Below are 25,679 nucleotides of genomic sequence, written 5' to 3' on the forward strand. Positions count from 1 at the left end.
GCTTACAGTGAACCCAAACTGGGGAAGTATTTGGGGGTGTGTATCAGTTAGCGGCTCAATGGTCTATTCAACTCTTACGTTGCCAGCCCTGTCTCTGGCAATCCCTAACCTAAGCGTGATAGCTAGGTTAGGGTTGTTGAAGCCTTACCTCAACCTATAAAGCATAACCCTAACTCAGTGTGGATAGCTAATAATCGTTAGATTAGCTTAGCTTCTGTTAACTAACCAGTGTGGATTTCCCGGTATTCTGTTTCGGGAGACAAGAGAGATGAGGAAGCAAACACATCGAGATCTGAGTCAACTCAACACTCAACACTCAACACTCAACACTTTCTTTTCCTCATCTCCCTAGTCATTAATCAAAACCTAAATGACTGTTCCATCGGGAATTACGGCATTTTTGAGGACAACGACAATGCCATTGCGGATCAAAAAGCCTTGTTTTTCACGTTCAGCTTCCTCGACGTGATCTTTGTTCACAATTTGAACATCGTGACCAATCCGAGCATTTTTGTCAACGATGGCACGGCGAACTGTGGTTCCTGCACCAATCCCTAAGGGCACACGTCCGGTTTCTACATTAGATTGACGTTCGGCAAAGGGTTCATAGAAGTCACATCCCATAATCAACGTGTCTTCAATCACACAACCCGCTTCAATGCGAGAGCGAATTCCCAATACCGAGTGATGGATACGACAATCTTTGAGAATACAACCTTCTCCAACAATCGATTGCGTCACATGACTATCCAAAAGTTTAGTCGGAGGCAAATAACGGGCGCGAGTATAAATCGGTGCCTCTTTGTCGTAGAAACTAAACGGCGGCTGGGGTTGGCGAGTTAACGCTAAATTAGCCTCATAGAACGCTTCAATGGTACCAATGTCTTCCCAGTAGTCGTTGAACAAGTAGGCTTGAACGTTATGATCTCCTGATGCCCCTGGGATGATTTCTTTACCGAAATCGGTTTGTTCGGGGTTGGCTTGCAACAACTTAATCAACGCCTCTTTACTAAAGACGTAAATTCCCATCGAGGCAATATAGGGTTTTTCCTTTGCCTCATCAGGCTTCAACCCTAAAACCGTCGTATCCACATGCATTTGCTTCAGCGCATCCCCTTTGGGCTTTTCACTGAAATCAATTACCCTGCCCGTGTGATCAATTTTCATCAAACCAAAACTGGTTGCCAGTTTTTCACCGATAGGCACCACAGAAAGGGTGATATCAGCTTTCGTTTCACGGTGGTGTTCCACGAAATGGCGATAGTCCATCCGATAGAGATGGTCGCCGGACAGAATGATATATTCATCAACATCCCACTCCTCTAGGAGCCATAAATATTGACGAACCGCGTCTGCTGTGCCCTGAAACCAGCTAGGATTTTCAGCAGTTTGCTGGGCAGCTAGAACTTCAACAAATCCGTCGGTAAAGCCAGCAAAGTTATAGGCACGGGCAATGTGCCGATTCAAGGACGCTGAGTTAAATTGGGTAAGAACGTAAATCTGATAGATCTCGGAGTTGATGCAGTTACTGACCGGAATGTCAATCAGGCGGTACTTACCTGCCAAAGGAACAGCCGGTTTAGCCCGCAACTTGGTTAATGGATAAAGGCGGGTGCCCGCGCCACCTCCGAGAATGATACCTAATACTCTTTTCACGAAACACCTCTGGAATGCCGATAGACTCTCAAGTCTTAGTGTCCGCTTGTGTGGAACTCTTTTCAAGAGGGTAAGGGAGAAAGTTGACTCTCTCCAAAGAAAGAAAAACTCAAAAAACGGCGGGAATAGAGGCACGAAGAGAGACTTCTACCCCAACTAGAGTAATGATTTGAGCTGGGTGTCCCCCTCAACGCTGGGGTTGAACTTGTGAGTTCTACGCCGTTATTATAAATTTCCACTACATTAGGATAAAGAATGGCAAAGGAAGTGAGAGATGTCAGCACAACTGTTACTGGTCGATGACGAACCGGGCGTTCGGGTGGCGGTCAAAGAGTATTTAGAAGAGGTGGGGGGGTTTAGCGTCGATGTGGCTAGTAATGCCAATGATGCGTGGCAAATGTTGCAACAAAAAACCCCCGATCTGGTGATTACCGATATTATGATGCCTCAGGTCGATGGGTATCAGTTTCTCAAGAAGTTGCGAGAAGACCCGCGTTTCAAATCACTGCCAGTGGTTTTTCTCACGGCTAGAGGTATGACTACAGACCGGATTCAAGGGTATCAAGCAGGTTGTGATGCTTATCTGTCCAAACCATTTGATACGGATGAATTAGTCGCCATTGTCGAGAATTTACTGGAACGTCGTGCCGCTACTGCACAGGAAACGGCGGGTACGGCGGATTTAGGAAACATTGAGAAAGAACTAACCGCGATTCGGGAAATGTTGGCTCAACGGGGTAATATTTCTCAAACTCCCCCACCCATTCGCATTGACTTTACGCCGCGAGAGCAAAGTGTTCTGGATTTGGTTGCCCAAGGGCTGATGAATAAAGAAATTGCCCGCCGCCTAGAAACCAGCGTCCGCAATGTGGAGAAATATGTCAGTCGCTTGTTTAGCAAAACTGGAACCAATAGCCGCACCGAGTTAGTCCGTTATGCCCTTGAACATGGCTTGACTCAGTAATATAGCACTACGGGGTACGGAAAGGACATCAGTTAGCCCAAGAGGGAACAGGGAACAGGGAACAGTAAAGAATGTCTTAACCTGTCTTAGTAAGCTGTTCGGCATTTAAACCTTAATATCAATAATGGCGAAATCCTTGTAGTGCGTTTAGCGAAGCCATGCCGCAGGCTTTGCATCTTGCTCGCTACCCATTCCCAATTTAAATGCATGACAGCGTACTGCTATATCATGTCCGGTTGAATACTTAATACTATTGGTGGAAACCAAGCTCCAGGGAAAGAAGAAGGTTGCAAGGTAAAAGGCAATGATGGATTTCTAGTGTTAATCTAGGTAAATGTCACTAACTTAGAGGTTTATGGCGCTAAAACGCAACTACAAACCTAGCTTAAGCAGCGTGACTTGCCTTGCTATTCCCCTGCGTATCTAGAAACAGATGGCAACCTTAGTTGTAACGACTGACACGGTTTTCAAAACTAAGCCTGTTCAGTCTTCAGAACTCCCCGACTCCGAGAAGCACCCTGTCTCCCAGGGAGAATTCGGACTCAAAAGTTATCAGGAGGAGAAGGATCATTTCAAAGTCACCTTAGCCAATCCCCTTAGCGATCGCACAGAATGGTATGTGTTTCAAGGACACGCTGAAGTCCTTAACACCTCCACCTTAGTCGTCACCCAAGATACCATCTTCAAGACTAAACCCCTACAAGCCAAAGACCTACCTGACTCCGATAAATTCCCCGTTTCCCGACGAGAACTCGCGGTCAAAACCTTCGAGGAACGAGGCGTTCATCTGCTGGTGAAATTAATTAATCCAATTGACAGTGATTCTAACCGCCTGGACTGGTATGTGTACGAAGGTCACATCGATTTGCTCAAAATCGCCACCTACTCCCCGCCAATGGACGAACCCGAACCCGTGAATCGGGGTATTTTGTTCCGATTACCAGGACGCGGACAAGTTGGAACAGACGACTCGATTATACCTAATGGCAACTTTACCTGGGGTGAAGCAACCAAAAATGGGACTCGTATACCCGTTAATGAACTGATTGTGAATAACATCATCGCCATGGCGCGACGGATGGAAGAGGTGAGAGAACGGTTGGGAAATCGCTCCACGATTATTACCAGTTGGTATCGACCCCCGCGTGTGAATCGTGCTGTTGGTGGTGCGACGCGTTCCACTCACTTACAAGGACATGGGGTTGACTTCGTGGTCAGTGGACTAACACCGCGAGACGTGCAGCGACAACTTGATTCCTGGTGGCCCGGTGGATTGGGATATGGTCGGACGTTTACCCATCTGGATAATCGAGGGTATCGAGCGAGGTGGAATTACAATTAGGGGCTGCTGAATAAGTCTTGTGGTGGGGTAGAGAGCAGGGGAAGCAGGGGAAGCAGGGGGAGATGGGGGAGATGGGGGAGATGGGGGAGATGGGGGAGATGGGGGAGATGGGGGAGATGAGGGAGATGGGGAAGTTAACTCAAAACTCTACCTTACCTTGTTCCCTATTTCCTGTTCCCTGTTTCCTGTTCCCTACTTAAATAAATTGCCAAACTTTAATCGTTTTATCTTGAGCCGCACTCGCCAAGGTTGAACTATCTGGACTAATTGCCACAGACATGACACCAGCGGAATGATCCGATAATGTCTGGAGCAGTTTTCCACGACCCGGATGCCAAAGTTTAACCGTTCCATCAGCACTACCACTGATTAATAGGCGACCTTTAGCGCTGATTGCAACAGAATGAACCGCATCTGTATGTCCAGTCAGCGTCAATAAAATATCACCTGTCCTCAAGTTCCAGACTTGAATCGTCGCATCCGCACTACCACTGATTAAAAGTTGACCACTAGGACTAAAGGCAAGTGAATTGACGGCATCGGTATGTCCATGTAGGGTTAGTTGAATCTCACCTGTGGCTAAATTCCACAATTTAATCGTGCGATCTGCACTACCACTTGCCAAGGTTTTTTTATCTGGACTAATGACAATCGTATTAATCATGCTGGAATGACCATCAAAAGTTTTCTGTATGTCTTGTATGTTTAAATTCCAAATGTTAATTGTTTTATCAGCACTTCCGCTGGCGAGAATCTGACCATCTGGACTAAAAGCAACTGATTTAATCCAACCTGAATGTTGCTTCAGGGTATGCTTTAAAGTTTGGGTCGTTAATTCCCAAACTTTAATCGTGTGATCCCAACTACCACTGACTAAAAACTGTCCATCTGGACTAAAAGCAATGGTATCAATTAGACTAGAATGCCCAGAAAATGTACAACTGGATATACCACTATCCAGATGCCAGAGTTTGACGCTACGATCCGCACCCCCACTAGCCAGAATCTGTCCGTCTGGATGAAAGGCGATCGCATGAATCGAACTCGAATGACCCCGCAACGTCCGTACACATTGCCACGTCGGTGTTAGCGTGTTTGGTTTAACCGATGGATTTGGGGAAGCGACTGACAAGGATTGGGCTAACGTCTGGGTTAGATGCAAATCCTGGAGAATCTGGGCGGCTGACTGATAGCGCAGTTTTACCGCCCCCTCTAGCATTTTATTCAAGGTTTGCTTGAGGCGATCGCTAATCGGTTCAACCAGGTAGTCTTGCCACACCCAAATTCCTTCTAAACTGTTGAATAAATCAAAAGGATGAATGCTAGTCAATAAATGAATACAAGTTACCCCTAAACTATACAAATCACTACTCGTACTCGCTTTACCCATTAGCTGTTCTGGGGCAGCGTAAGCCGCAGAACCAATCGTCGTTCCGGTTCGGGCTAATGCAGTTTTCGTCGTCAGTTTGGCGGCACTAAAATCAACGAGAACCAGTGTCTCGGCTTCTGTCTCGATTCCTGGACTGGCAGAACAAATAATATTGGCTGGGTTAATATCGCGGTGAATAACCTGATGAGCATGAATATACTGTAATACAGGCAATAGTTGTGCCAAGACATGGCGAATCTGGGTTTCCTTAAATGATCCGGATTGGGCTAATTGTTGGGCTAAACTCTCTCCCTCCACTAAGCGTTGCACGATCGCACCCGTTGTTCCCGTTTGCGGATTAGGTTCAAAATAAGCCAGCAGTCGGGGAATCTGGGGATGTTCACCTAGAGTTTGTAATCGGGCGGCTTCTTGACGAAAAGATGCCGCCGCTTTCTCAATATTGGTTGTCCCTTGATTGGTGGGTGAAAACTGCTTGATAATACAAGTGGGTAATCCCGACTCCGATTCGTCAATTGCCCGAAAGGTACGACCAATACCCCCTTGACTAATCAACTCCATCGCCCGGTAGCGATCGCCTAAAAGTAATCTTGACCCACAAGTGGAGCAAAATCTGGCATGATCAGGGTTGTCGGGTTTGGGGCAAGTTAGGTTAAGGCAGTAACTCATTCGCGAATTTTTAGAGTCAAGAGTTGATCCTATTGTGGCTTGTATCCAGCCTCCCCTGCTCCCCTTCACCCCATCTCCGAAATCATGCTTCCTGTATCCGGCGAATAGACGGCTGGCGTATCATCAAATCCTCAGTCGTTGACACAAAACCATGTCTGCTGTACCAGGCGCGTAAATTTTCTATGCCAAAAGGACTACCCTTGTCCAATTCTAGAGTAATCGGTTTATCATTCAACATTTGGCAAAGCATCTTCAGGATTTTAGACCCATACCCTTTGCCACGATTACCAGGCATGACATTTAAGAAATGAATAAAATAGGAGGTTTCATCCTCACAGACAGATACCACTCCGACTAAGTCATCTGCCTGAGTAAACTCATACCTCATTTCCCCTTGATATCCAAAAGTTCTGGGAAAGACTCGTACCGATAGATTCACGGTTAACTCATCCTCTCGTCCATTCAACGTATACACCAACCTATTGTCAAAGTCCGGTTAGTGCGTCGGCAGATGTAACCCCAGTTAATATGACATGCGTCATTTGTCATTTGTTTGCTCCCTCTACACACCTAGAAGGGCAGGTTTAGTCATGTTATCGGACATCGACAGAACCTTAGCGGTAAAACCCGCCCCTACAGCCCCTCTCCCAAACGTGCCATGGCAACGTCTGTGCTTCCTCAGCTTCAGTAGACACCGATGGGACGTGGTAAGCGGCGCGATCGCGTCTGGGTTAAACATAGAGTACAGATGATTAAACTACAGCTTCTGAAGAAAAATCTATCTTCTTGCAGATACTTCTTTGTCAATTATCGTTTCCTCTGATAGAGGTAAACCGGACTCAAGTTAAAAATAATAAAAATGTAACAAACTCTCATGGGAGAGAACGCCAATGCGATATAAAAATCTTACAGCCATCGGAATCCTAACCGCCATTTTCGGCTTAGCGAACCCTGTCTCGGCTCAATCACCAGTCATGACCAAAGCCGACGACGTTACTCTATCGGGTGAATCCTTAAGGGGCATTGAACAGAGAAATCTCGGTGATGATTTTGACCAGTTCTTTTTAGACGATCCAGCCCTAGCATGGAGAGGAACAGGTGGTAGCCAGATTAATTTTAACAACCAAGCTGGTACTGACTTCCAGTTAATAGAAGATGTGGAAATCTCAGTGAACGAACCCTTATCTCCACCGATCAGTCCGATCAATTTCCGCAGACACGAGAATTTAAGCAGCGGTCTCGATCGGGTGGAAGTGCAAGTTGAACTTGATTAATAGTTATATGTTTTTCCGAAAGTAGGGGCGGGTTTAGGGCTTTCATTTTGCTATTGATGATCAAGTTTATTCAAAACCCGCCCTGACAGAGTGGCAGAGTTTGGGCTGAGACAGTGGAGAGTGATTATCTAGCACTATTGTCACCAACCCTATAAGCACCTATTTCAACATAATCATTTGATTGGTTTGGGCTGATTGGCAAGCGGCGTCTCCAACCTGAAGCGCATATAAACTGGATTCACTCGACACATACAGAGATTTTCCATCCACTAGATGATCCAATACCATTTGCGTATCTTGAACAAATAAACCGCGACGCCCTGCAACAGGGATGGGGTGTTCTTCCTCGCCGCGAATTAATTTACCTTGATCGCCCTCAAATACCAGCGTCCCGCGATCGCCGTGGACTTCAAATATCCGCAATCTCTGCCAAAATACGTCTCCTTTACCATAGGTGACGTGGGCAATTAAACCTTGGGCAAACTGTAATTGAGCCGTACATAGACAGGCACTATAATAGTTTGAGTGCTGCCAAAACTGAGCATTACAGCTAACGGTTGCGACGTTGCCAAATAAATGGGTAAATCGATGGATGTGAGGTAATGCGGCTTTAAAGGGAAAGCCAAATAAATCCCGATGGTATGTCCAGCGCTGCGGTGCTGGCTGTTTCGGCACAATAGTGACATACCGGGCATAAACAGGAGTACCAATCTCTGGTAATGATTGCTGTAAGGCTTGATGTAAACCGCCTAATAACTCAATATGTTCCACATGTAGGAGTTTGCCTTGAGCTTGGGCAAGGGCAATTAGGGATTCGGCTTCTGTCGGATCAAGGGAAATCGGATATTCGACGACCACATGCTTCCCTGCGGTTAAAGCCGCCCTAACAATCGCACCATGATCACGATTAATCGTACAAACAAAGACTAAATCCACATCCGGATGTGCCACCACTTGTTGCCAAGACTCGACGGCGCTAGTTTGGTGACGTTGTACAAAGTCTTGCACAGTTTCCGGGGTATGCCCACTGACAACCACAAGCTGCGATCGCGCATCCGCCTGTAGTGTTTGCGCCCGTTGGTTGGCGGCATATCCAGTCCCGACGATACCAGCCCGAATGGGCAGTTTATCAAACATTTGTGATTAATCCTCTCTTAAAAATCCCCCTATTCTAGAGTAACTAAGTAGTTGAACACAGACAAACGCAACAAAAAACCTAACGCCCAACCCCCTTCTATGAATAAAAATCTTAGTCCTTAGTCATCTCCCGGAGAACAAAAAGCGAAGTATCCTTTGGTCTCCCCGTGCAAAAAAAGCTCCCGCCTCCTCTGGCTTCCCCATGGAACAAAAAGCGAAGCATCCTTTGGTCTCTTTTTGAAGGGGGACGGAAGGGAGATCTAATTGGGGAGAATGAGAGGGGTGAGAAGTTATAGTTTTACACCCCTCTCCTTGCAGGAGAGGGGCTGGGGGAGAGGTCATAATTTTATCCACCTAACTTACAAAGAGAGTGGGTAAAATCACAGTAACTTCAAGTATTCTTTCAGCACGTTTTGCTTCATGGTAAAAAGCAATTGCGTCCTGGTTATTTTACCTTATTTTGCTTTCTGGAAGACTCTTTTTTCAACAATGCACCAAACCCGAGCGCTAAACCAGAACCAAGGATAGTCAAGGGTTCAGGAACAGGTTCGCTTGTGCCTACTTTGATTTGATACGCCAGGTTAGAGCCAGTCGGTTGAGTTCCAGTCCAACTGAGGTTTGCTCTGCCAGTAAGAGTAAAAGGCTGGGAGATGTTTTCTATTAGCAAATAGTCCTCATCATCTGTACCGGAATTGCTTGGTGTTGAAATAGCAGGGTCAGATGTACCCTCTAAAACCAAATCCATACCGTTTAACTGCAACATATCAACCTGAATATTGCTGTTAGACGTTTTTGTGTCTCGTCGGGTGCGTAGGTATATGGTATCCGCTAGACCGCTGAAATTGGCAGTCAAATCTATACCTGCCACTGTATATGTGACTTCTGTGCCATCGTATGTCAGTGTAAAGTTTACTGGTTGATTACTTCCCCATGCATACTGACCTTCGGCAACAGGATCACCATTTGGCTGGTTAATCCCAAACTCTCTATCTCCACTCGTTCCGCTTCTACCAATTCGCCCTTCAGCAACGAAGACTTCGGTAAAGTTTAACGCATTGAACTGCTCTTTGGTCAAGTTAGGTAGACTCGTGACTGTAGCGGCACTGGCAACACCCGACACCAGAGACATACCCACAGTGGCTAAACCAACGCCTAAAGCAACTCTAGCTGCTCTGAACGAAAAATTTGAGTAGATGCTATTCATAGTTACACCCCGTATATGTACTTACCTAACAGTATAATTCTCTCTTGAGAGAATTTCTATGAAGTGTTGATGAAGTAAGATCCAAATCCTAGCGCAAAATCCCTAGTTATGTTATGTCAACAAAAATTGTCAATATTTTTTAAGTAGGGCAGCATTTCCATACCAGCCAACGGGGAACAAATTGAGCCTTGTCTATAGTTATTCTCAATTAGCTAGACGGATGCTAGCTGAATATTCCAGACTCAACCCAATAGGGGCTGTTGGGGAAAAAGCATTAGGAGAGTTGATATCTAAGTGGGTTCTTGTGGTTTAACTTAACTCTAATGGCACTGAAAATTCGTATTTTTAGCTCGCCGAAACTCTTGATATAGCGTAGGGGCTTGGCAAGGTTAAAACGGTGGTCAAGTATTTTCAAGGAACCCTTATGAGAGTAGCGATCCAGAAAAATTTTACCCACGACTTTAAGCTTGCCAGCCTAATGCCCACGAACATACCAGTCAATACCATTCAACTCAACTCCCCTCGCCAAACCGATATCCCTTCCCGTATACCGTGTGAATCAGAGGCGCTTCACCAGGAGCCTCTATTTTGCGGCGTAACAAGCGCACTAAAGCCGCTAAGACATTACTACTCGGTTGTTCCTCATCCTGCCACAATTGCTGATAAATTTCCCCATGAGTCAACAGTTGACCCGAATGACGCATAAAATAGTCCAGAAGCTGGGTTTCTTTTTCCGAGAGTTCAATTAATCGTCCATTGCGGTAGGCGAGCTGATTGTCCACATCCAGTTCTAAAGAAGCGACACGCAACCGAACAGGCGCATTGGTTTCCGTCGCGGTTGAACGCCGCAGCAAGGCGCGAACCCTAGCCAGTAATTCTCGCAATTCAAAGGGTTTGACGAGATAATCATCCGCCCCTGCATCCAATCCCATCACCCGATCATCCAGGGTATCTTTAGCGGTAAGGAAGAGAACAGGTGTCGTTTTCCCTTGCGATCGCAACTGTTGGCAAAGCTCTAACCCAGACTGATGCGGTAACATCCAATCTAGTATAAGTAAGTCGTAGTCGCTTTGCATCGCTAACTGGCGTCCCGACTGTCCCTCATACGCCACATCAACCTCGTATCCCTCCCGTTTCAGGACTCGGCTTAAGGGATCAGTGAGTTCAACTTCATCATCAACCAACAGAATACGCATTATTTGTCATTCGTCATTTGTCATTCGTCAGGAATAACAGGGAACAGGGAACAGGGAACAGGGAACAGGGAACAAGGTAAGGTAGAGTTTTGAGTTAACTTCCCCAGCTTCCCCAGCTTCCCCAGCTCCCCCAGCTCCCCCAGCTCCCCCAGCTCCCCCAGCTCCCCCAGCTCCCCCAGCTCCCAGACGCGCCATGGCACGTCTCTACATTGCTCCCCCAGCTCTCCCAGCTCCCCCAACCGAAAACTTTTGCCGCCACACGCTATATCATGGTGAATATTGCTGCGCTTAACGATGCCCATGTCTGTATCCCGGCTCAATGTAACCGAAGGCTGGCTAGAAGCCAATCAGCAGTATCTGATGGGAGAGATTGCGCGAGTGCGTCAAGCCTTGGAACGCAAGAGTGATCAAATTATGACAGGGATCTCTCTCACCTTAACTAATGGCTTCTATCCCAATGGAAATGGTTCCTACCATCAACCCGATACATCGCTTTCACCGCCTCCCTTATTAGATCAGCTTTGCCAAATGTTTGGGCTTTCATCGTTTGAGCGAGATTTGCTGTTGTTATGTGCGGGGATGGAATTTGACGCCTCTTGGGGGTTGCTCTGCGGCATCGCTCAAAGTAATGATGAATTCAATTATCCCACATTTGCTCTAGCGTTGAATATATTGCCCCATGGACATTGGGGGGCGCTGACGCCAGATGCACCGTTGCGCCGTTGGCGGTTGATTGACGTGGGTGAAGGGTTTACGTTAACCAATAGTTCGCTACGGATTGATGAGCGGATTTTGCATTACCTGCGCGGGGTGCAATATATTGATGAGCGCTTGGCGAGTATGGAGGAACCGATGCCTTTACCGGGTATTTTGGTATCCTCTCATCAGCAAAGTGTCCAACAAATTGCTACAACCTGGTTACAGGTGGGCGAGGGTACATTTCCGGTAGTGCAGCTATGTGGAGAAGATGTCACCAGTAAACGAGCGATCGCGCGAGCGGTATGCGATCATTTAGGGATTAATCTCCATGCCCTTTCTGCTGAATCTTTACCCACGAATACCAGTCAACTGAATATCGTTAAGATACTCTATGAACGGGAATGGGCATTAAGTAGCACGGTTCTAATGCTCAACTGTGATCATCTCGAAACCAATGATCCAGCCAGAGAAAGCGCGATCGCCCGTTTCATTGAAAGCCTGAACACACCCCTGATTGTAACGAGTCGCGATCGACGCCGCCAACGCCAGCGTCCCATTATTACTATTGATGTCCATCATCCCACCAGTGATGAGCAGCGTTTAATTTGGCAAGACGCTTTAGCCGATAAAGCGGAAAAACTTGAGCCTGCAATCAACTTATTAGTCTCCACATTTAACCTCAGCGCCCCCAATATTCATACCGCTTGCTTAACCATCAAAGGAATGGACATTGAGACGCCAGAAGAAGATGAACAACCTATAGACGAAGAAAGCTACAACCCATCTGCCCTCCCACCCCTTACCACTAAATTGTGGGACGTTTGCTGTATTCAAGCCCGTCCCCGCATGGAAGAATTAGCCCAACGAATTGACACAGCCGCTACTTGGGACGATTTAATTTTGCCGGACAGAGAACGCACGGTTTTGGCAGAAATTGTCACCCATGTGCGCCACCGGATGAAAGTGTATGAAAGTTGGGGATTTGCCGGAAAAAGTAGACGCGGGCTGGGAATTAGCGCTTTATTTGCTGGTGCCAGTGGAACCGGGAAAACCATGGCTGTAGAGGTGATCGGCAAAGAGTTACGATTAGATGTCTATCGGATTGACCTCAGTTCCGTTATTAGTAAATATATTGGTGAAACTGAGAAGAACTTGCGCCGGGTTTTTGATGCCGCAGAAGGAGGCGGATCAATCCTGTTATTCGATGAAGCCGACGCCCTATTCGGTAAACGTTCTGAAGTTAAAGACTCCCATGATCGCCATGCAAACATTGAGGTCAGTTATCTATTGCAGCGCATGGAATCCTATCGAGGATTGGCAATTTTAACCAGCAACATTAAAAGTGCCTTAGACCAAGCCTTTCTGCGCCGGATTCGCTTTATTGCTCAATTTCCTTTCCCCGACGCGGAGCAACGCCAAGAAATTTGGAAACGGATTTTTCCGAAACAGACACCAACCGAGAAACTGGATTATCGGAAATTGGCAAAACTGAATGTAGCAGGGGGTAATATTCGGAGTATTGCCATGAATGCGGCATTTCTAGCGGCAGATGCTGGGGAAGCCGTACAGATGAAACATATTTTACAAGCCACTAAGAGTGAATATATCAAACTAGAGCGACCCTTAACCGATGTAGAAATCAGGGGATGGGTTAAATAAGAGGTTTAGGGATGGTAAAAATTAATGTAGAGACGTGCCGTGGCACGTCTGCAAATTGTATGTAGGGGCGGGTTCAGCCATAATTGTAGGGGCGGGTTTAGGGACAATTGTAGGGGCGGGTTTAGGGACTAAATTCAGATATCCACCACTAACGGAACAACAAAACCCGCCCTCCCTCACCACTAACGGAACAACAAAACCCGCCCTCCCTCACCACTAACGGAACAGCAAAACCCGCCCTGCCTTGGTAAGGCTATATTTTCTAAAGTTCCGTAACAATTTGAGCGATCGCGAATTGCAAAAAGGACTTGTGCAGGATAATATTAAGTATCCAATAAGTTGAGTTGGGAAGACTGGTCATGGGTAGCAAACGGCGTCTTAACAAAAAAACATCCTGGCAACCAACCTCTTTACCAGTGCGGAATCCTTTGCAGACCCGTCCCTTCGGTAAAGGTATCCAGGCAAGACGAGCCGAATTACCAAAGACCAATGTGCTGCAAACTCGTCCCTTCGGTACTCCCAAGCAGGCATCTACACCTAAACAAGAGATGCCAGATCTCCAAGCTCAACTCAAACAAGCAGAGAGCTTTGGCTATAATGCGGCTAATATTCCAACGTCAGCTCCGAGTAGCGCTACACCGATTCAGGCAAAGCTGACGATAGGAGAACCGAATGATAAGTATGAGCAGGAAGCGGATCAAGTAGCGTCTCAAGTCGTCAATCAAATTAATTCGCCTCAAACTCAATCGGTTCAGGGTAAAACAGTACAACGAGAAGCCTTACCCGAAGAAGAGAAAGAGGAAACTCCCGTTAACCCCAAACTTGAATCAGGAACAGTGCAACGAGAAGCCTTACCCGAAGAAGAGGAAGAAGAAGAGGAAGAGGAAACTCCCGTTAGTGCCAAACTTGAATCAGGGACAGTACAACGGGAAGAATTTCCTGAAGAAGAGAAAGAGGAAACTCCCGTTAACCCCAAACTTGAATCTGACACTATCCAACGTCAAGGTATTCCTCCTGAAGAGGAAGAGAAAAAAAAAATTAGCCCAAAGTTAATGAGGAAATCCCAATCGGGAACAGGGAGTACAAATTCCTCGGTTAACTTAGAAGAATCGATTCAACAAAAGCGGGGTCAGGGACAATCCCTCTCAGAGGATATCCGCGAACCGATGGAGCAAACATTGGGGGCTGATTTCAGTGGGGTAAAAGTACACACTGATAGTCAATCTGACCAGCTTAATCGCTCAATTCAGGCGCGTGCTTTCACAACAGGACAAGATGTTTTCTTCAAACAGGGCGAATACAACCCTGGAAGTAAGAATGGACAGGAATTGCTTGCCCATGAGTTAACTCATGTTGTTCAGCAGACAGGTACTGTTCAGCGCGATGATGATCCGGCAAAAAAAGACCAAAAAAAGTCGAAGAGTACCATTGAGGAACTCAGAGACGCATTAAGCGGTTGGGGGGCAGATTCAGCCAAGATTTTGCAGTTGCTAGGTAAAGCGTCTGCTTCCGAGAAGAAGCAGATATTAGCTGACTCTAAACTGATGGGTCAACTCCAAAGGAAACTGAGTCGCCGTGAGATGCTTCAAGCCCTCAATGCTCTGGAGGCTCCCCTTAAACAAAAGCTGAATGCAGCAATGAAGGGTTGGGGTTGTGATGCTCAGGTGATTAAGGATCTGACAGCCAGTGCCAAAGACGCAGAGAAGAAAGCCGTTTTAGCTGACACAGCGTTGGTTGCTCGACTCTCAAGCGAGTTGAGTCGAGCCGATATGTTGACGGTTTTAGGCAACCTTAATGCGCCTGTGAAAGACAAACTAAATGCGGCGATGGATGGTTGGGGAGTCGATGCTGAGGCGATTAAGGCTCTGACCAAAGGGGCATCAGATACAGAAAAGCAGGCAGTTTTGAATGACCCGGCACTGGGATCGAGGCTTTCGAGTGAGTTGAGTCAAGCCGATATGTTGACGGTTTTAGGCAACCTTAATGCGCCTGTGAAAGACAAACTAAATGCGGCAATAGATGGTTGGGGGACAGATGAGCAGGCTATCCGTGAACTTATGGTGAACGCGACAGGGGCTGAGCGCAATAAAGCGTTAAGTGATACGGTGCTAGTGTCCAGACTTGCATCTGAACTTTCTCTGTCTGAAATGATGAGCATTCTTGCGGATGCAGGCGTTCCCTTTAAAACCCGATTTGAACTGGCGCTCAACCCTTGGTCAGCAGGACTTAGCCAACTTCAACCTCTGGTGGAAAATGCCACTGACGCTGAACGCCAAACCGTTTGGTCAGATGCTGCACTTATGACCCAAGCTAATACAGCTCTGGGCGAACAAGATTACCTCACCTTAGTGACTACCTTGGGCATGTTCCAGCCGGGAACCACCGCAGAAGATGGGAAGAGTCATACCTCGGCAGGTGATGCAGATACTTATATCCAAACCCACATTGCTACTTATGTGGCTGAAGCGCTAAAGAATGGTCGGCAAATTGCTGGACTCGTAGCCGTAGTGGATAATGCCGACTGGGATCGAGCCGGGATTGCCCATTATGGAGCCTCAACTTGGAATGGAGGCAAGAAAACTCAAATTAATGGCTTTGTGGATAGTCAAGGTCGAGTCTGGATTCACAAGGATCGAGGAAATGCGGGTACGATGATTCACGAGGCAGTTCACAAATATTCTGATAATGGGTTAATTGGGATTAGTCAACCTCTGAATGAAGGGGTGACAGAATATTTCACCCGTAAAGTTTGTGCGGCGGTTACGCCTCCAATTACCGGACGTCTCAACTACCAAAATAACTACGACTGCGTAGTCGTCTTGGTGAGTCTGGTCACAGAATCTACCATAGCCAGTGCCTATTTTGACGGCAAGACAGATGAGTTAAAGAACGCTTTCATCAAAGCCAAGAGCGAAACAGACTGGGATGACTTCATTCATGAAACTAAGCAAAATCGGTGGGCAAATGCAACTAGATTATGTACCCCATAAACGCCTATTCATTTCAGTTCTGGTAGGCATGGTTATCGTGAATGTAGGTACAGCTTGCAATGAAACGGCAAGTAGTACTCCTAAAGCTGACTCGGAAATAGAAAATCAATCATTTGATTCTCCGAGAAAACAGTCTAATGCCCAATCCCAAGACATGAAAAGGAGAAATTCCATGACAACAGAAATGCTGGGGCAAGAACTGCAAAGAGCGCGTGTTCTGCTGAGTCAAGCAAATGAACCACTCCAGGAAGTAGACCCAGAACTCCCACCTGAAAATATCGGTGCTTTGGGCGGTATTGGTTTCGAGGTGAAAAACCCTGATGTTAAACTGAGTATCTATGTCTTCGAGTATCAAAACCAGCACGCTGATGCTGTAGAAAAACTGATGGCTCAAGTTCCTCAGGAGGGAACCCGAATTCTTCACGGTTCAAATGGTTCTCTACTGTTTTTTGGGCATACACGAACTGATGGTTCAGATGGTATAGACGCAAAGTTTCGCTTGGGTGGTCTAGCTTCCGCTTTTGCTGGTCAGGAATAGTAATGGATATTGAACGGCTAAGACAACTCTGTTCACTTCAGAGTCTTGAGGTTACCCAAGATATCGACGAAGTGTTACACAGACTCAGGAATCCTCTAGCTGAATATGCAGAGTTGGAGTTGCGGTCTGATGGGAAGCACGTTGATCTAATCACCTTAAGCGAAGACCCCAACGCGGTGGATGAGTTTTTGGCAATATTAAAAGACCGAGGAACTCCTGAGGCAGATTGTGCCATAATGATTGCCCTGGCTAATTTTGGAGCGGGTTGTGTTGTGGGAATGAAGCTGCCAATCGCTGGGTCAGTTTCCGGAGGAGAGATGTACATTCGAGGTGCAATTCCGCTGTCGGAAGTTGAGTACTTTCTGGCACAACGGGGTGTGGGTTCAGAAGCGATCGCGCAGATTTCAGGATTAGCTCAAATCTTTGACAAGGACTACACTCATATTCTGGCAGCCGATGCCACTTCTCCTCCCAGTTTTAGCGTATTTTTCACCACCTATCTCGTTCCCGGTGAAGAAGAACGTGACCGCGATCGCTTGCAGCAGGCGCTTGAGAAAACGGGTGTCACGGAAGATGGTATTGAAAAGTTTCTGCCCTTACATCGTTTGCTGGGTGCCTCACGACCCGAAACTCTCTACTTTTCTTGGAGGATCAAGGATGGTAAACCGACAATTGGAGCTAAGATCGACTACGCGGGTGTTCGGCTTGGGCTTGTTTCAGAGATGCTCACAGGGATCGGTGTAGCTAATCAAGCTAGACTCCCGATCAAATGGGGTACACAGCTTAATGTACGACAAGCTAACTATGCGGGTCTTGTCATTGGCTCTCACCAACCATCAGGTGTTCGCGCCTACTTTACCATTCCTAGTACAACACACTGAAGAATTGGAGAACCTAATGCTCAGTGTTTCATAAGTAGGTGGACACAATAAAAGTCTGAGAAGAAGTAATATCATGTCCTAACGATTGCCCATAATTGCAATGCTGCAATAACAGGGGTTTCAGGCGTTTTTATTAGGGGTGTTTGACCGGACATGATATAACTTTAACTTGGCGATAAAAATTGACATAATCACAAAATGATGCTATATGTCAACTATATCTCCACCTAAATTTGGAGGGGGCTATGGGTATCCGACGACGAATTCGCAAAAAACGGTCTGGGGAAGATGGGCTTATCCCAGCACCAAGTTCGCTACAGACGCGCTCCTTAGGGGAGGGTATCCAAGCCAGACAAGCCAAGTTACCTGCAACGAATCTCTTGGAAACACGCCCTTTTGGTTCTCCCAAAAAGGCATCCACTTCATCTCAGGAAACCGCAGATATCCAGATGCAACTGAAACAGACGGAACGTTTTGGGTATAACGCAGCAAATATTCCTGTGTTTCCACCCAAGAAATCGAAAAAGAAACCGAAAAAATCAAAAGGGAAAGCGTCTGATACAAATCAAATCGTCACCCATAACCATCCTGGTGGAACGCCTCTGAATCAGGGTGATATCTTATCCGCGATCGCAAAAGACGCCAAAGAGGTACAAGCCGTAGGTCATTATGGTAAATTTAGCCTACGGCGTCAGCAGGATACTTGGCAAATCAGTCAAGAGCAAGTCGCAAGGGCTTATGCTCAAGGGGTTGAGCAGTGGTTGCGAGAATGTCCCAAGGAATTAACCGAACATTATCCGGCGAAAAAGGATATCCCACAAGCGGGAGCAACGTTTAAACAGGATCAGTTTATGGCAAACTATTTTGCCTGTAAAATTTTGGCACAACAAAGTCGAGGTGCTGTAGTTTATGAACACCCTGATGAAAAGGGATTGATCCAAAAACGAGCGAATCTGTACCGCGAGAGAATTGTTGTACCGCTTAAGCGCACCTCCCCTGTCAACCCTAATCCGGCGGGTACGAGTGGGGGGACAAAGCTGCAAACTCCCAAACTGATTAGCGATCGCATGGAATAGTCGTTTGGTTGCGATCGGGTATTATTTATCCTGTTTTAGGCGCAGTGGCGTGGTGATGAATTAAAATTACATCCAGAAACCGTAGGGGCGCATGGTGTGCGCCCATAAAATTGACAAGTCTAATCCATCACTTTAGCTGTGTTAGTCCAGTAGTCTACAATATCTCTACAATCGATCAAGGGGGAGGGCGGGTTTTGCTGTTCCGTTATTGGTGGGGAGGGCAGGTTTTGTTTGTCATTTATCGGTGGGGAGGGCGGGTTTTGTTGTTCCGTTATTGGTGGATATCTGAATTGATTCCCTAAACCCGCCCCTACAATTGTCCCTAAACCCGCCCCTAGAATCATCCCTAAACCCGCCCCTAGAATCATCCCTAAACCCGCCCCTAGAATTATGGCTAAATTCGCCCCTAGAATTATGGCTAAATTCGCCCCTACAATTGTGGCTAAACCCGCCTCTACAATTTGTAATTCCTGCCTAAATCACTCTATTCTATTCCAATTGTGAAACGTTTTCAGCAAAGCATAAAAATACTCACGATCCGAAATTATCGCTTTTCTCGCTATCCGAAACAAATCCTGATTTTCCTGGCTACAGTCAGTCTGATTTGTACTCAAGTTGTCGCTCAAGATGTCCCTATTTATAGCCCCAGGGATATCTTTCATCCGGTTATCGCCGAAAATGGCATGGTTTCTTCTCAAGAACGCTATGCCACAGAAGCAGGGTTGGCTGTGTTAAAAGAGGGCGGAAATGCCATTGATGCTGCCGTTACTATGGGATTTACGATGGCGGTTACTTTACCCAGTGCGGGAAATATTGGTGGCGGTGGATTTATGCTGGTTCATTTAGCTGATGACAATCAAACCTTTGCCATTGATTATCGGGAAAAAGCCCCAAAAGCTGCCACTCGTGATATGTTTCTGGATGAAACGGGTGATGTTGATTCTGAAAAATCCCGCTATAGTCATGCAGCCGTTGGTGTTCCGGGAACCGTTGCTGGGTTAAGTTTAGCACTAGAAAAATATGGGACAATTTCGTTGGAACGGGCGTTACAACCTGCGATTGAATTAGCCGAAAATGGCTTCCCCGTTTCCGAATATGTGCATCGTTCCTTAGTGGCTGTGAAAGAACGAATGCAAGCTTATCCTGCAAGTATGACAATCTTTTATAAACTAGGGGGAGAACCGTATCAGATTGGCGAAACTCTGGTGCAAAGGGATTTAGCGCAGAGTTTGAGATTGATTGCTAGTGAGGGTGCAAAGGCATTTTACCAGGGTGCGATCGCAGATGCGATTGTGACAGAGATGGAAGCTAATGATGGCTTGATTTCTCAGGCGGATTTAGCCGAGTATCAACCTGTTATCCGAGAACCGATTCGGGGGAATTATCGTGGCTATGAGATTTATTCCATGCCACCGCCTAGTTCTGGGGGAATTCATCTGGTACAATTATTGAATATTTTGGAAACATTTCCTCTGAGTGAACTGGGACAGAATACGGCTCAAACTATTCATTTGATGACTGAAAGCATGAAGCTAGCTTATGCGGATCGGTCTAAATATTTAGGGGATACTGATTTTGTGTCGGTCCCGATTTCCGGATTAATCTCTAAATCCTATGCCGAACAGCTACGCCGCAAAATAAATTTAGATCAAGCAACGCCGAGTCAAGATATTACTCCGGGTAATCCTAATCCGTTTATTGAAAGTAACAATACCACTCATTATTCAGTCATGGATAATCAGGGTAATGCTGTGGCAAATACGTATACCCTAAACTTTAGTTATGGCAGTAAAATAACGGTTCCGGAAACAGGAATTCTACTGAACAATGAAATGAACGACTTTTCCGCCAAGCCAGGAGTCCCCAATGCGTTTGGCTTAATTGGTGGAGAATTTAACGCCATTGAACCGGAAAAACGGATGCTCAGTTCTATGACACCAACCATTATCTTAAAAGATGAGCAGCCGTTTCTGGTGACGGGAAGTCCGGGAGGGAGTCGGATTATCACGACGGTATTATATCAAATCCGGTTAAATAACCTCACTAAAAATGGCTGAAACCCTCATTCTGACGTGATTGCATTTGTGTGCAATCAACAGGATTCGATATTACAGGTTATTTTAAATGTAATTGATCATGACATGAATATTGCTGAAGCAACGAATGCCGTTCGGGTGCATCATCAATGGCTTCCGGATCAGTTGATGATTGAACAAGGATTAAATAAAGACACTAGACGTCTTTTAGAGGAAAAAGGACATCAGATTACGGTTACTAATGTCATGGGAAGTACCCAAAGTATTATGTTAGTTGATCAAACTTTAAACGGTGCATCTGACCCCCGACGTCCCGGTGCTTTAACCTTGGGATATTAAAGACAGTTCTATTCATTTTTAGTAATGACCAAAAGTTCGCGGGAAATTTTTGGCTGTACCTCATAAAAAATGAGCGTATACTGACGGTTTTTATCCACAATTTTTCTGAATGTATATTCTCCGGTATCGGAGAGTCCTAACAACCAAGAGTTTTTTCGCTTCCAGGTATTCCCTTGCATATCATTATCCATTTGAATCATTGAGAACTCTACCAACCATGTTGGTATACTTAATCCGAAAACAATAGGAATAATGATGGCATAGCGAAACGTTGGATCAAATTCAAATTTATAGGTTACCTTCGCGAAATTAACAAAATTAAGTAACTGACGCCCTTGTTCGGAAACCTGAAATGTCCATTGAAATGGAGCAAATACAGGAAGAAATAACGTTCGGCTATTCGCGTTCCATTGTCCACCTTCCAATGTACAGCAATCATCAGCAAGAGGATTTCCATCCATAAAGAACACTCCTTGAAGAATGTCTGGTAAATCAGTTTCCCTGTCTTGTCTCATCCAAGTGGCAATATCATTCAATTGTCGAGTTTCACTAGTTACCATGAGTTGTTATTTGTGTTCTTAATTAAAACGACGTTTCCGACCAAAGCGATACAATTAATCCGTTTGCTGTGCAAAGCCATTCAATACTAGATTGGGCTTAAATGGAGCAAACTTTTTCATATCCCATTCTACACCCGAAACAGAATGCCATTGATAGTGCTTAAACGCATATAAACAGAACAGTTTTACGATGGCAATCGATAAGGATCTGCCTGGACAGTTGCGTTCCTGATTCGAGCCATTCCAGGACAAAATATCGCTATAATCTCGTGTGGTTTTAAATGTGTCTGGCTCTTCATATTTGTCAGGATCGCGATTTGCCGTAAATAGGGAAGCGACTAGACGAGTCCCCTTTTGGAACGGACATCGCTGACCCCCAATTTCTACTTCCATCGATTCGGTAGACATTTGATTGACAAAGCGAACGGGCGGATAAAGACGGGCTGTTTCAAAAATCACCTTTTCGGTTAATTCCAGTTGGGCTAATGTTTGGGCATTTAGGGGAGTTTGACCATCCCAAACGGCATCAATCTCAGCATTAATATTTGTTCTCAAGGCTTCATCTTGACATAAAACACCGAACACCGAAGCAAGGAGATCACTGGTTCCAGCAGTTCCAGCAACGTGGATCATATCAAACAGATTGTTGGCAACCTGTTGTTCATTTAACTGATACGACGCCCCGAACGCCAGATACTCTTGATACTTGGAAGATTTTTTGTACGCCTCGACTAACTGTTGGCGATGCTGAATATGCGATCGCGTCTTATTCCTCAACAGTGTATTATGAAGAAGATTGGGAACAGTCGCTAATCCCAGCCCTCCAATATAGCCCACTGACCCAGCAATTTCTTCCTCAGATAATTTGAGGTTAAGAACCAGTTCGTGTAATAGAGCGACAATCATTTTGGGCAGGTCAGTTTTGACATTTAGGGTTCCCTGCTTCGTCGCCGTAGCTAGTCCTTCATCGACTAGCTTGGCTAATACCTCTGTTGTTTCTTCGGGTTTTGGTAAGGCGTGAAAAAATAACGCTCGAATTCCGGCATGTTTATCACCATTGGTTCCTAAACATAAGGGATGACCGAGAAAATAACTGCGAGCATTGATCTTCAAGGGTCCCAAATAATTATCCCGTTTCTGGGGTATAGTTTCAACCAGTCTTTTGGCATCAGCGTAGGTGGTATGGATGATCGCCTGATCCAAACCCAGAAATTTATCGGAGATTCGTTCCTTCCGCACATACAGATAATCTCGCCATTGCTTGGTTAGTACCGGAAGGTCTAAAAAATAAGCCATTAAACGAATGACTTTGCCAATGGGATTGTTCTGTCCAATTTTTGCCAAGAGGCGCGAGAACTTAAGTTGACGCTCATGGACTTCGAGTATTTTTTGATGTTCCATCCTAATTCTTCTGGGTTTTGCTTGCTGGAAAGGGTTAATTTATAACTTTATCATCATACGGATTGAACTTTATGGCATTCAGCTCAACTTTGGCAAAAATACTCAACATTTCTTAATCAAATGACATCGATCCTAACCAACTTGAAAGATGAATAAAAATAGTATACAGTATGAATCTGTCCCAAAATGGAGCCAGTCGAGCCAGTTTAAATGAGTCGTGAACACCAATAGGGCTGAAAGTCTTGCCCAGCAAGGATCGCTATTTCACAACTGATTTATACTCATAATTATTTAGTTTTTTCGGGTTCATGCATTGACAAATCTATTGCTATTTGCTACTAAAGCCGATTGTTGGTTATTTGCCAATTGCTGATGGGTCAACGAATCGTCGCCCTGATCCGGCTTCAGCCTTTAGGCTATTTCATGAATGATTAGGGATTCCGGCATCATCCGGAAAAGGGCATCAATAAACCTGTAACGTTTTTTTAACAAAAGGACATCAACATGACCAAGTCGCAAACGATTGTTCAAGAACTATTACAAGTTTTAAAGCTCAGGCTAATTAACAGGTCTGCCATTCAGCAAAAACTCAAGGAAAAAGCGGCAAAACAACGGTCTCAATTAAGTCAAGTTGTCGGTCAGCTTGTCTTCAGTGACACCCAAAACCCCTTACATAATATGGAAGTGGAGTTATGGGATCGAGACATTGGTACGCCGGAAGAGTATCTAGGTAAAGGTGTCACGGATCGCAATGGGTATTTTCAGATTTACTATGATCCGGAACAAGCGGGGTTTAAAGATACGCCAGATTTAGAATTGAGAGTCATCGAAATTCGCAGCAGCTTCGATACCAACAATGAATTGGTGCTTGCCAAACGTCTTGCCTACACGATTAAAGGACCCGATAATGTCACGCAAAAGGAGTATGACTTTGGCACTTGCACTGTTCCCTACTGGCTTTATAATCCCACCAATCCCTTCCCCCGCATTCTGTTTACCGAGTTAGAGGGAACACCGGACGAAGATGCGATTGGTCGCAAACTGCAAGGTTATGAAGCCGCTAATCGTTTAACCCCAATTAAAGCCAAGCATGTTATCGAAAATACGCTCAATCCGAATCAACCGTCTCTCCAGGAGATTCAAGGGGATTATCCGCCCAATTCCACAATTGAGCTAGAGCGAAAAAATCCGGGCTACACCCGAAGTGATGAATTTTTTGGGCTACGGGTTCTCAATGGGATGAATCCCTGCTTACCGAAAAAAAATAAGAGTAAGCCGAATGAGTACAAGGTTACGTTTAACTGGGATGCTTACGAAAAAGATCAGATTCATGACCTGCACAATGTCGATGCGACGTTTGAGGTAAAAGATGGCAAATTTTTACCCACCTCGATTACTATTCAAAGCCGACAGCCTGATTCCTACGCTCCCTTTTCTGCCTTAAAAGAACCGATTACCTATACTCCCAATGACGGCGATCAATGGTTGCAGGCAAAGCGAATTTTCCGCACCAACACTTTCTTCGCAGCTGAACTGATTGAACATTATATTAAAGCTCATTTACAGATGGAGCAATATACAGTTGCGGCTTTCCGTAACTTGAGAAAAAATCCTCTCCGTCTGATGTTAATTCCTCATCTCAAGAGCTTGATTAATATCAATCGACGAGCGGATACAGTATTAGTAGACCCAAATGAGGGCTATGTTGTTACCGCTGGACCCTTGACGCCAGAGAGTGTGGTGCAGATTTGTCATGAGAGCATGTCGCAGTTGGATTGGAAAGGTTGGCAACCACGTCAGCCTTTATGTGAGACGCATACCTTTGCCAAGATAGCCAATCTCTATTGGCAGCTTTTGACGGAATATATTGAGGTCTTTTTCCAAACCTATCAGGATGAGATTGAACGCGAATGGATTGAAATTCATCGGTTATCGGATGACTTGGTTAACCATAGTGTGGCGTATGAACCGGGAAAAGATAGTGGTAGCGACGATGGGTATGAATGGTATGATACGAATGAACTGACTCAACCGAATAATTCTCGACGCACCATCAATGGCAGTTTGAAAGTGGTTAGTCCGGTGACGCTATCGGATAAACCCGATGCCAATGATATGGACAACTTAAAACAGTTCTGTCGGTTTGTAATTTTCCACGTAACCCTGTGGCATTCCTGGGTGAATGATTCCCAAACGGATGCTGGGGGGGAAGTCTTGTATAGTTCTCTCGGACTGCGGAATGGTAGTTTTGGGAATGAGGATGATCCAACCATTGCTCCTGATTCAGGAGAAGCAACGCAACTTCTCTATTTGGTGAATGTGTTAACGGCGATTAAGTATGGATATATCATCAAGAATGAAGATGGGGATATTCCCGCCGAATTCCGCAAAATTTTGTTAAATCACAAGCAAGATTTTGCCCAACTGGATTTTGATGTGAATAACATTAGAGCGTTGATCAATGTTTGATCGATAGTGTATCCCATCCGTAGGGGCGCAAGGCATTGCGCCCTTTATTTAATGGCGTCTTTGACCCCAGCTAGTAGTTTAGTCAATCTCAAACCATGCCCAACACGAATAAGCCGTGATGCATTTAAATTGGGTATTAGTGGCGAGCAAGATGTTCGCACTACAGCGATTTCGTCATTATTATCCAGATTTCATTCTCATC

The 25,679-nt window shown here is 45.6% G+C and carries 19 protein-coding genes and 1 pseudogene; 10 read left to right on the forward strand and 10 right to left on the reverse strand.

The genetic code is table 11. The features are described from left to right. Positions 1 to 366 precede the first annotated feature (366 nt). Positions 367 to 1,656 carry a glucose-1-phosphate adenylyltransferase gene (locus tag RID53_RS14850; protein WP_446388838.1) on the reverse strand — a complete coding sequence of 430 codons (1,290 nt, stop codon included), beginning with the start codon at positions 1,654 to 1,656 and terminating at the stop codon, positions 367 to 369. A gap of 274 nt (positions 1,657 to 1,930) precedes the next feature. Here RID53_RS14850 and RID53_RS14855 point away from each other — a divergent pair, with 274 nt between their 5' ends. Beyond that, positions 1,931 to 2,620 carry a response regulator transcription factor gene (locus tag RID53_RS14855; protein WP_446388839.1) on the forward strand — a complete coding sequence of 230 codons (690 nt, stop codon included), beginning with the start codon at positions 1,931 to 1,933 and terminating at the stop codon, positions 2,618 to 2,620. 433 nt (positions 2,621 to 3,053) lie between these two features. After that, positions 3,054 to 3,962 carry a D-Ala-D-Ala carboxypeptidase family metallohydrolase gene (locus RID53_RS14860; RefSeq protein ID WP_446388840.1) on the forward strand — a complete coding sequence of 303 codons (909 nt, stop codon included), beginning with the start codon at positions 3,054 to 3,056 and terminating at the stop codon, positions 3,960 to 3,962. A gap of 196 nt (positions 3,963 to 4,158) precedes the next feature. On the opposite strand, the gene RID53_RS14865 is transcribed toward RID53_RS14860, so the two are convergent. From RID53_RS14865 to RID53_RS14875, 3 genes are all read right to left on the reverse strand, one after another. Then, positions 4,159 to 6,018 carry a protein kinase domain-containing protein gene (locus RID53_RS14865; RefSeq protein WP_446388841.1) on the reverse strand — a complete coding sequence of 620 codons (1,860 nt, stop codon included), beginning with the start codon at positions 6,016 to 6,018 and terminating at the stop codon, positions 4,159 to 4,161. A gap of 82 nt (positions 6,019 to 6,100) precedes the next feature. Further along, complete coding sequence (locus RID53_RS14870; RefSeq protein ID WP_446388842.1) at positions 6,101 to 6,493, reverse strand: GNAT family N-acetyltransferase; 393 nt, start codon at positions 6,491 to 6,493, stop codon at positions 6,101 to 6,103. A 209-nt stretch (positions 6,494 to 6,702) separates the two neighbouring features. Beyond that, complete coding sequence (locus tag RID53_RS14875) at positions 6,703 to 6,825, reverse strand: hypothetical protein (RefSeq protein ID WP_446388843.1); 123 nt, start codon at positions 6,823 to 6,825, stop codon at positions 6,703 to 6,705. A gap of 83 nt (positions 6,826 to 6,908) precedes the next feature. Here RID53_RS14875 and RID53_RS14880 point away from each other — a divergent pair, with 83 nt between their 5' ends. After that, the gene (locus tag RID53_RS14880; RefSeq protein WP_446388844.1) at positions 6,909 to 7,292 is read left to right on the forward strand and encodes a hypothetical protein; all 384 of its coding nucleotides are present in this window, start codon (positions 6,909 to 6,911) and stop codon (positions 7,290 to 7,292) included. Between the two features lie 159 nt (positions 7,293 to 7,451). Here RID53_RS14880 and RID53_RS14885 read toward each other — a convergent pair whose 3' ends face one another. The 4 genes from RID53_RS14885 to RID53_RS14900 form a co-directional block, all read right to left on the reverse strand. Continuing rightward, complete coding sequence (locus tag RID53_RS14885; protein ID WP_446388845.1) at positions 7,452 to 8,429, reverse strand: Gfo/Idh/MocA family protein; 978 nt, start codon at positions 8,427 to 8,429, stop codon at positions 7,452 to 7,454. Positions 8,430 to 8,874: 445 nt separating this feature from the next. Then, a complete protein-coding gene (locus tag RID53_RS14890) occupies positions 8,875 to 9,633 on the reverse strand; it encodes a PEP-CTERM sorting domain-containing protein (RefSeq protein WP_446388846.1) in 759 nt (252 codons plus the stop codon). A gap of 512 nt (positions 9,634 to 10,145) precedes the next feature. Further along, entirely contained in the window at positions 10,146 to 10,829 is a 684-nt protein-coding gene (gene rppA / locus RID53_RS14895; protein WP_446388847.1) for a two-component system response regulator RppA, read from the reverse strand. Between the two features lie 27 nt (positions 10,830 to 10,856). Then, positions 10,857 to 11,024 (reverse strand): hypothetical protein, encoded by a 168-nt coding sequence (locus tag RID53_RS14900; RefSeq protein ID WP_446388848.1) that lies wholly within the window; start codon positions 11,022 to 11,024, stop codon positions 10,857 to 10,859. A 105-nt stretch (positions 11,025 to 11,129) separates the two neighbouring features. On the opposite strand from RID53_RS14900, the gene RID53_RS14905 reads away from it, so the two are divergent. From RID53_RS14905 to ggt, 6 genes and pseudogenes are all read left to right on the forward strand, one after another. After that, positions 11,130 to 13,187 (forward strand): ATP-binding protein, encoded by a 2,058-nt coding sequence (locus tag RID53_RS14905; protein WP_446388849.1) that lies wholly within the window; start codon positions 11,130 to 11,132, stop codon positions 13,185 to 13,187. Positions 13,188 to 13,546: 359 nt separating this feature from the next. Next, the gene (locus RID53_RS14910) at positions 13,547 to 16,177 is read left to right on the forward strand and encodes an eCIS core domain-containing protein (RefSeq protein ID WP_446388850.1); all 2,631 of its coding nucleotides are present in this window, start codon (positions 13,547 to 13,549) and stop codon (positions 16,175 to 16,177) included. After that, positions 16,125 to 16,715, forward strand: coding sequence for a hypothetical protein (locus RID53_RS14915; protein ID WP_446388851.1), 591 nt, complete (start codon positions 16,125 to 16,127; stop codon positions 16,713 to 16,715). Before RID53_RS14910 ends, RID53_RS14915 begins: the two co-directional genes overlap by 53 nt. 2 nt (positions 16,716 to 16,717) lie before the next feature. After that, entirely contained in the window at positions 16,718 to 17,596 is an 879-nt protein-coding gene (locus RID53_RS14920; protein WP_446388852.1) for a hypothetical protein, read from the forward strand. 245 nt (positions 17,597 to 17,841) lie between these two features. Then, positions 17,842 to 18,672 (forward strand): hypothetical protein, encoded by an 831-nt coding sequence (locus RID53_RS14925; protein WP_446388853.1) that lies wholly within the window; start codon positions 17,842 to 17,844, stop codon positions 18,670 to 18,672. A gap of 527 nt (positions 18,673 to 19,199) precedes the next feature. Further along, a pseudogene (gene ggt / locus RID53_RS14930) lies at positions 19,200 to 21,047 on the forward strand (gamma-glutamyltransferase). Positions 21,048 to 21,055: 8 nt separating this feature from the next. Here ggt and RID53_RS14935 read toward each other — a convergent pair. Further along, positions 21,056 to 21,607 carry a hypothetical protein gene (locus RID53_RS14935; protein ID WP_446388854.1) on the reverse strand — a complete coding sequence of 184 codons (552 nt, stop codon included), beginning with the start codon at positions 21,605 to 21,607 and terminating at the stop codon, positions 21,056 to 21,058. A 54-nt stretch (positions 21,608 to 21,661) separates the two neighbouring features. Next, complete coding sequence (locus tag RID53_RS14940) at positions 21,662 to 23,008, reverse strand: cytochrome P450 (RefSeq protein ID WP_446388855.1); 1,347 nt, start codon at positions 23,006 to 23,008, stop codon at positions 21,662 to 21,664. A gap of 504 nt (positions 23,009 to 23,512) precedes the next feature. On the opposite strand from RID53_RS14940, the gene RID53_RS14945 reads away from it, so the two are divergent. Further along, a complete protein-coding gene (locus RID53_RS14945) occupies positions 23,513 to 25,477 on the forward strand; it encodes a lipoxygenase family protein (RefSeq protein ID WP_446388856.1) in 1,965 nt (654 codons plus the stop codon). The last annotated feature ends 202 nt before the right edge of the window (positions 25,478 to 25,679 follow it).

This window comes from Coleofasciculus sp. B1-GNL1-01 (assembly GCF_040220235.1).
Classification (GTDB): domain Bacteria; phylum Cyanobacteriota; class Cyanobacteriia; order Cyanobacteriales; family Coleofasciculaceae; genus Coleofasciculus.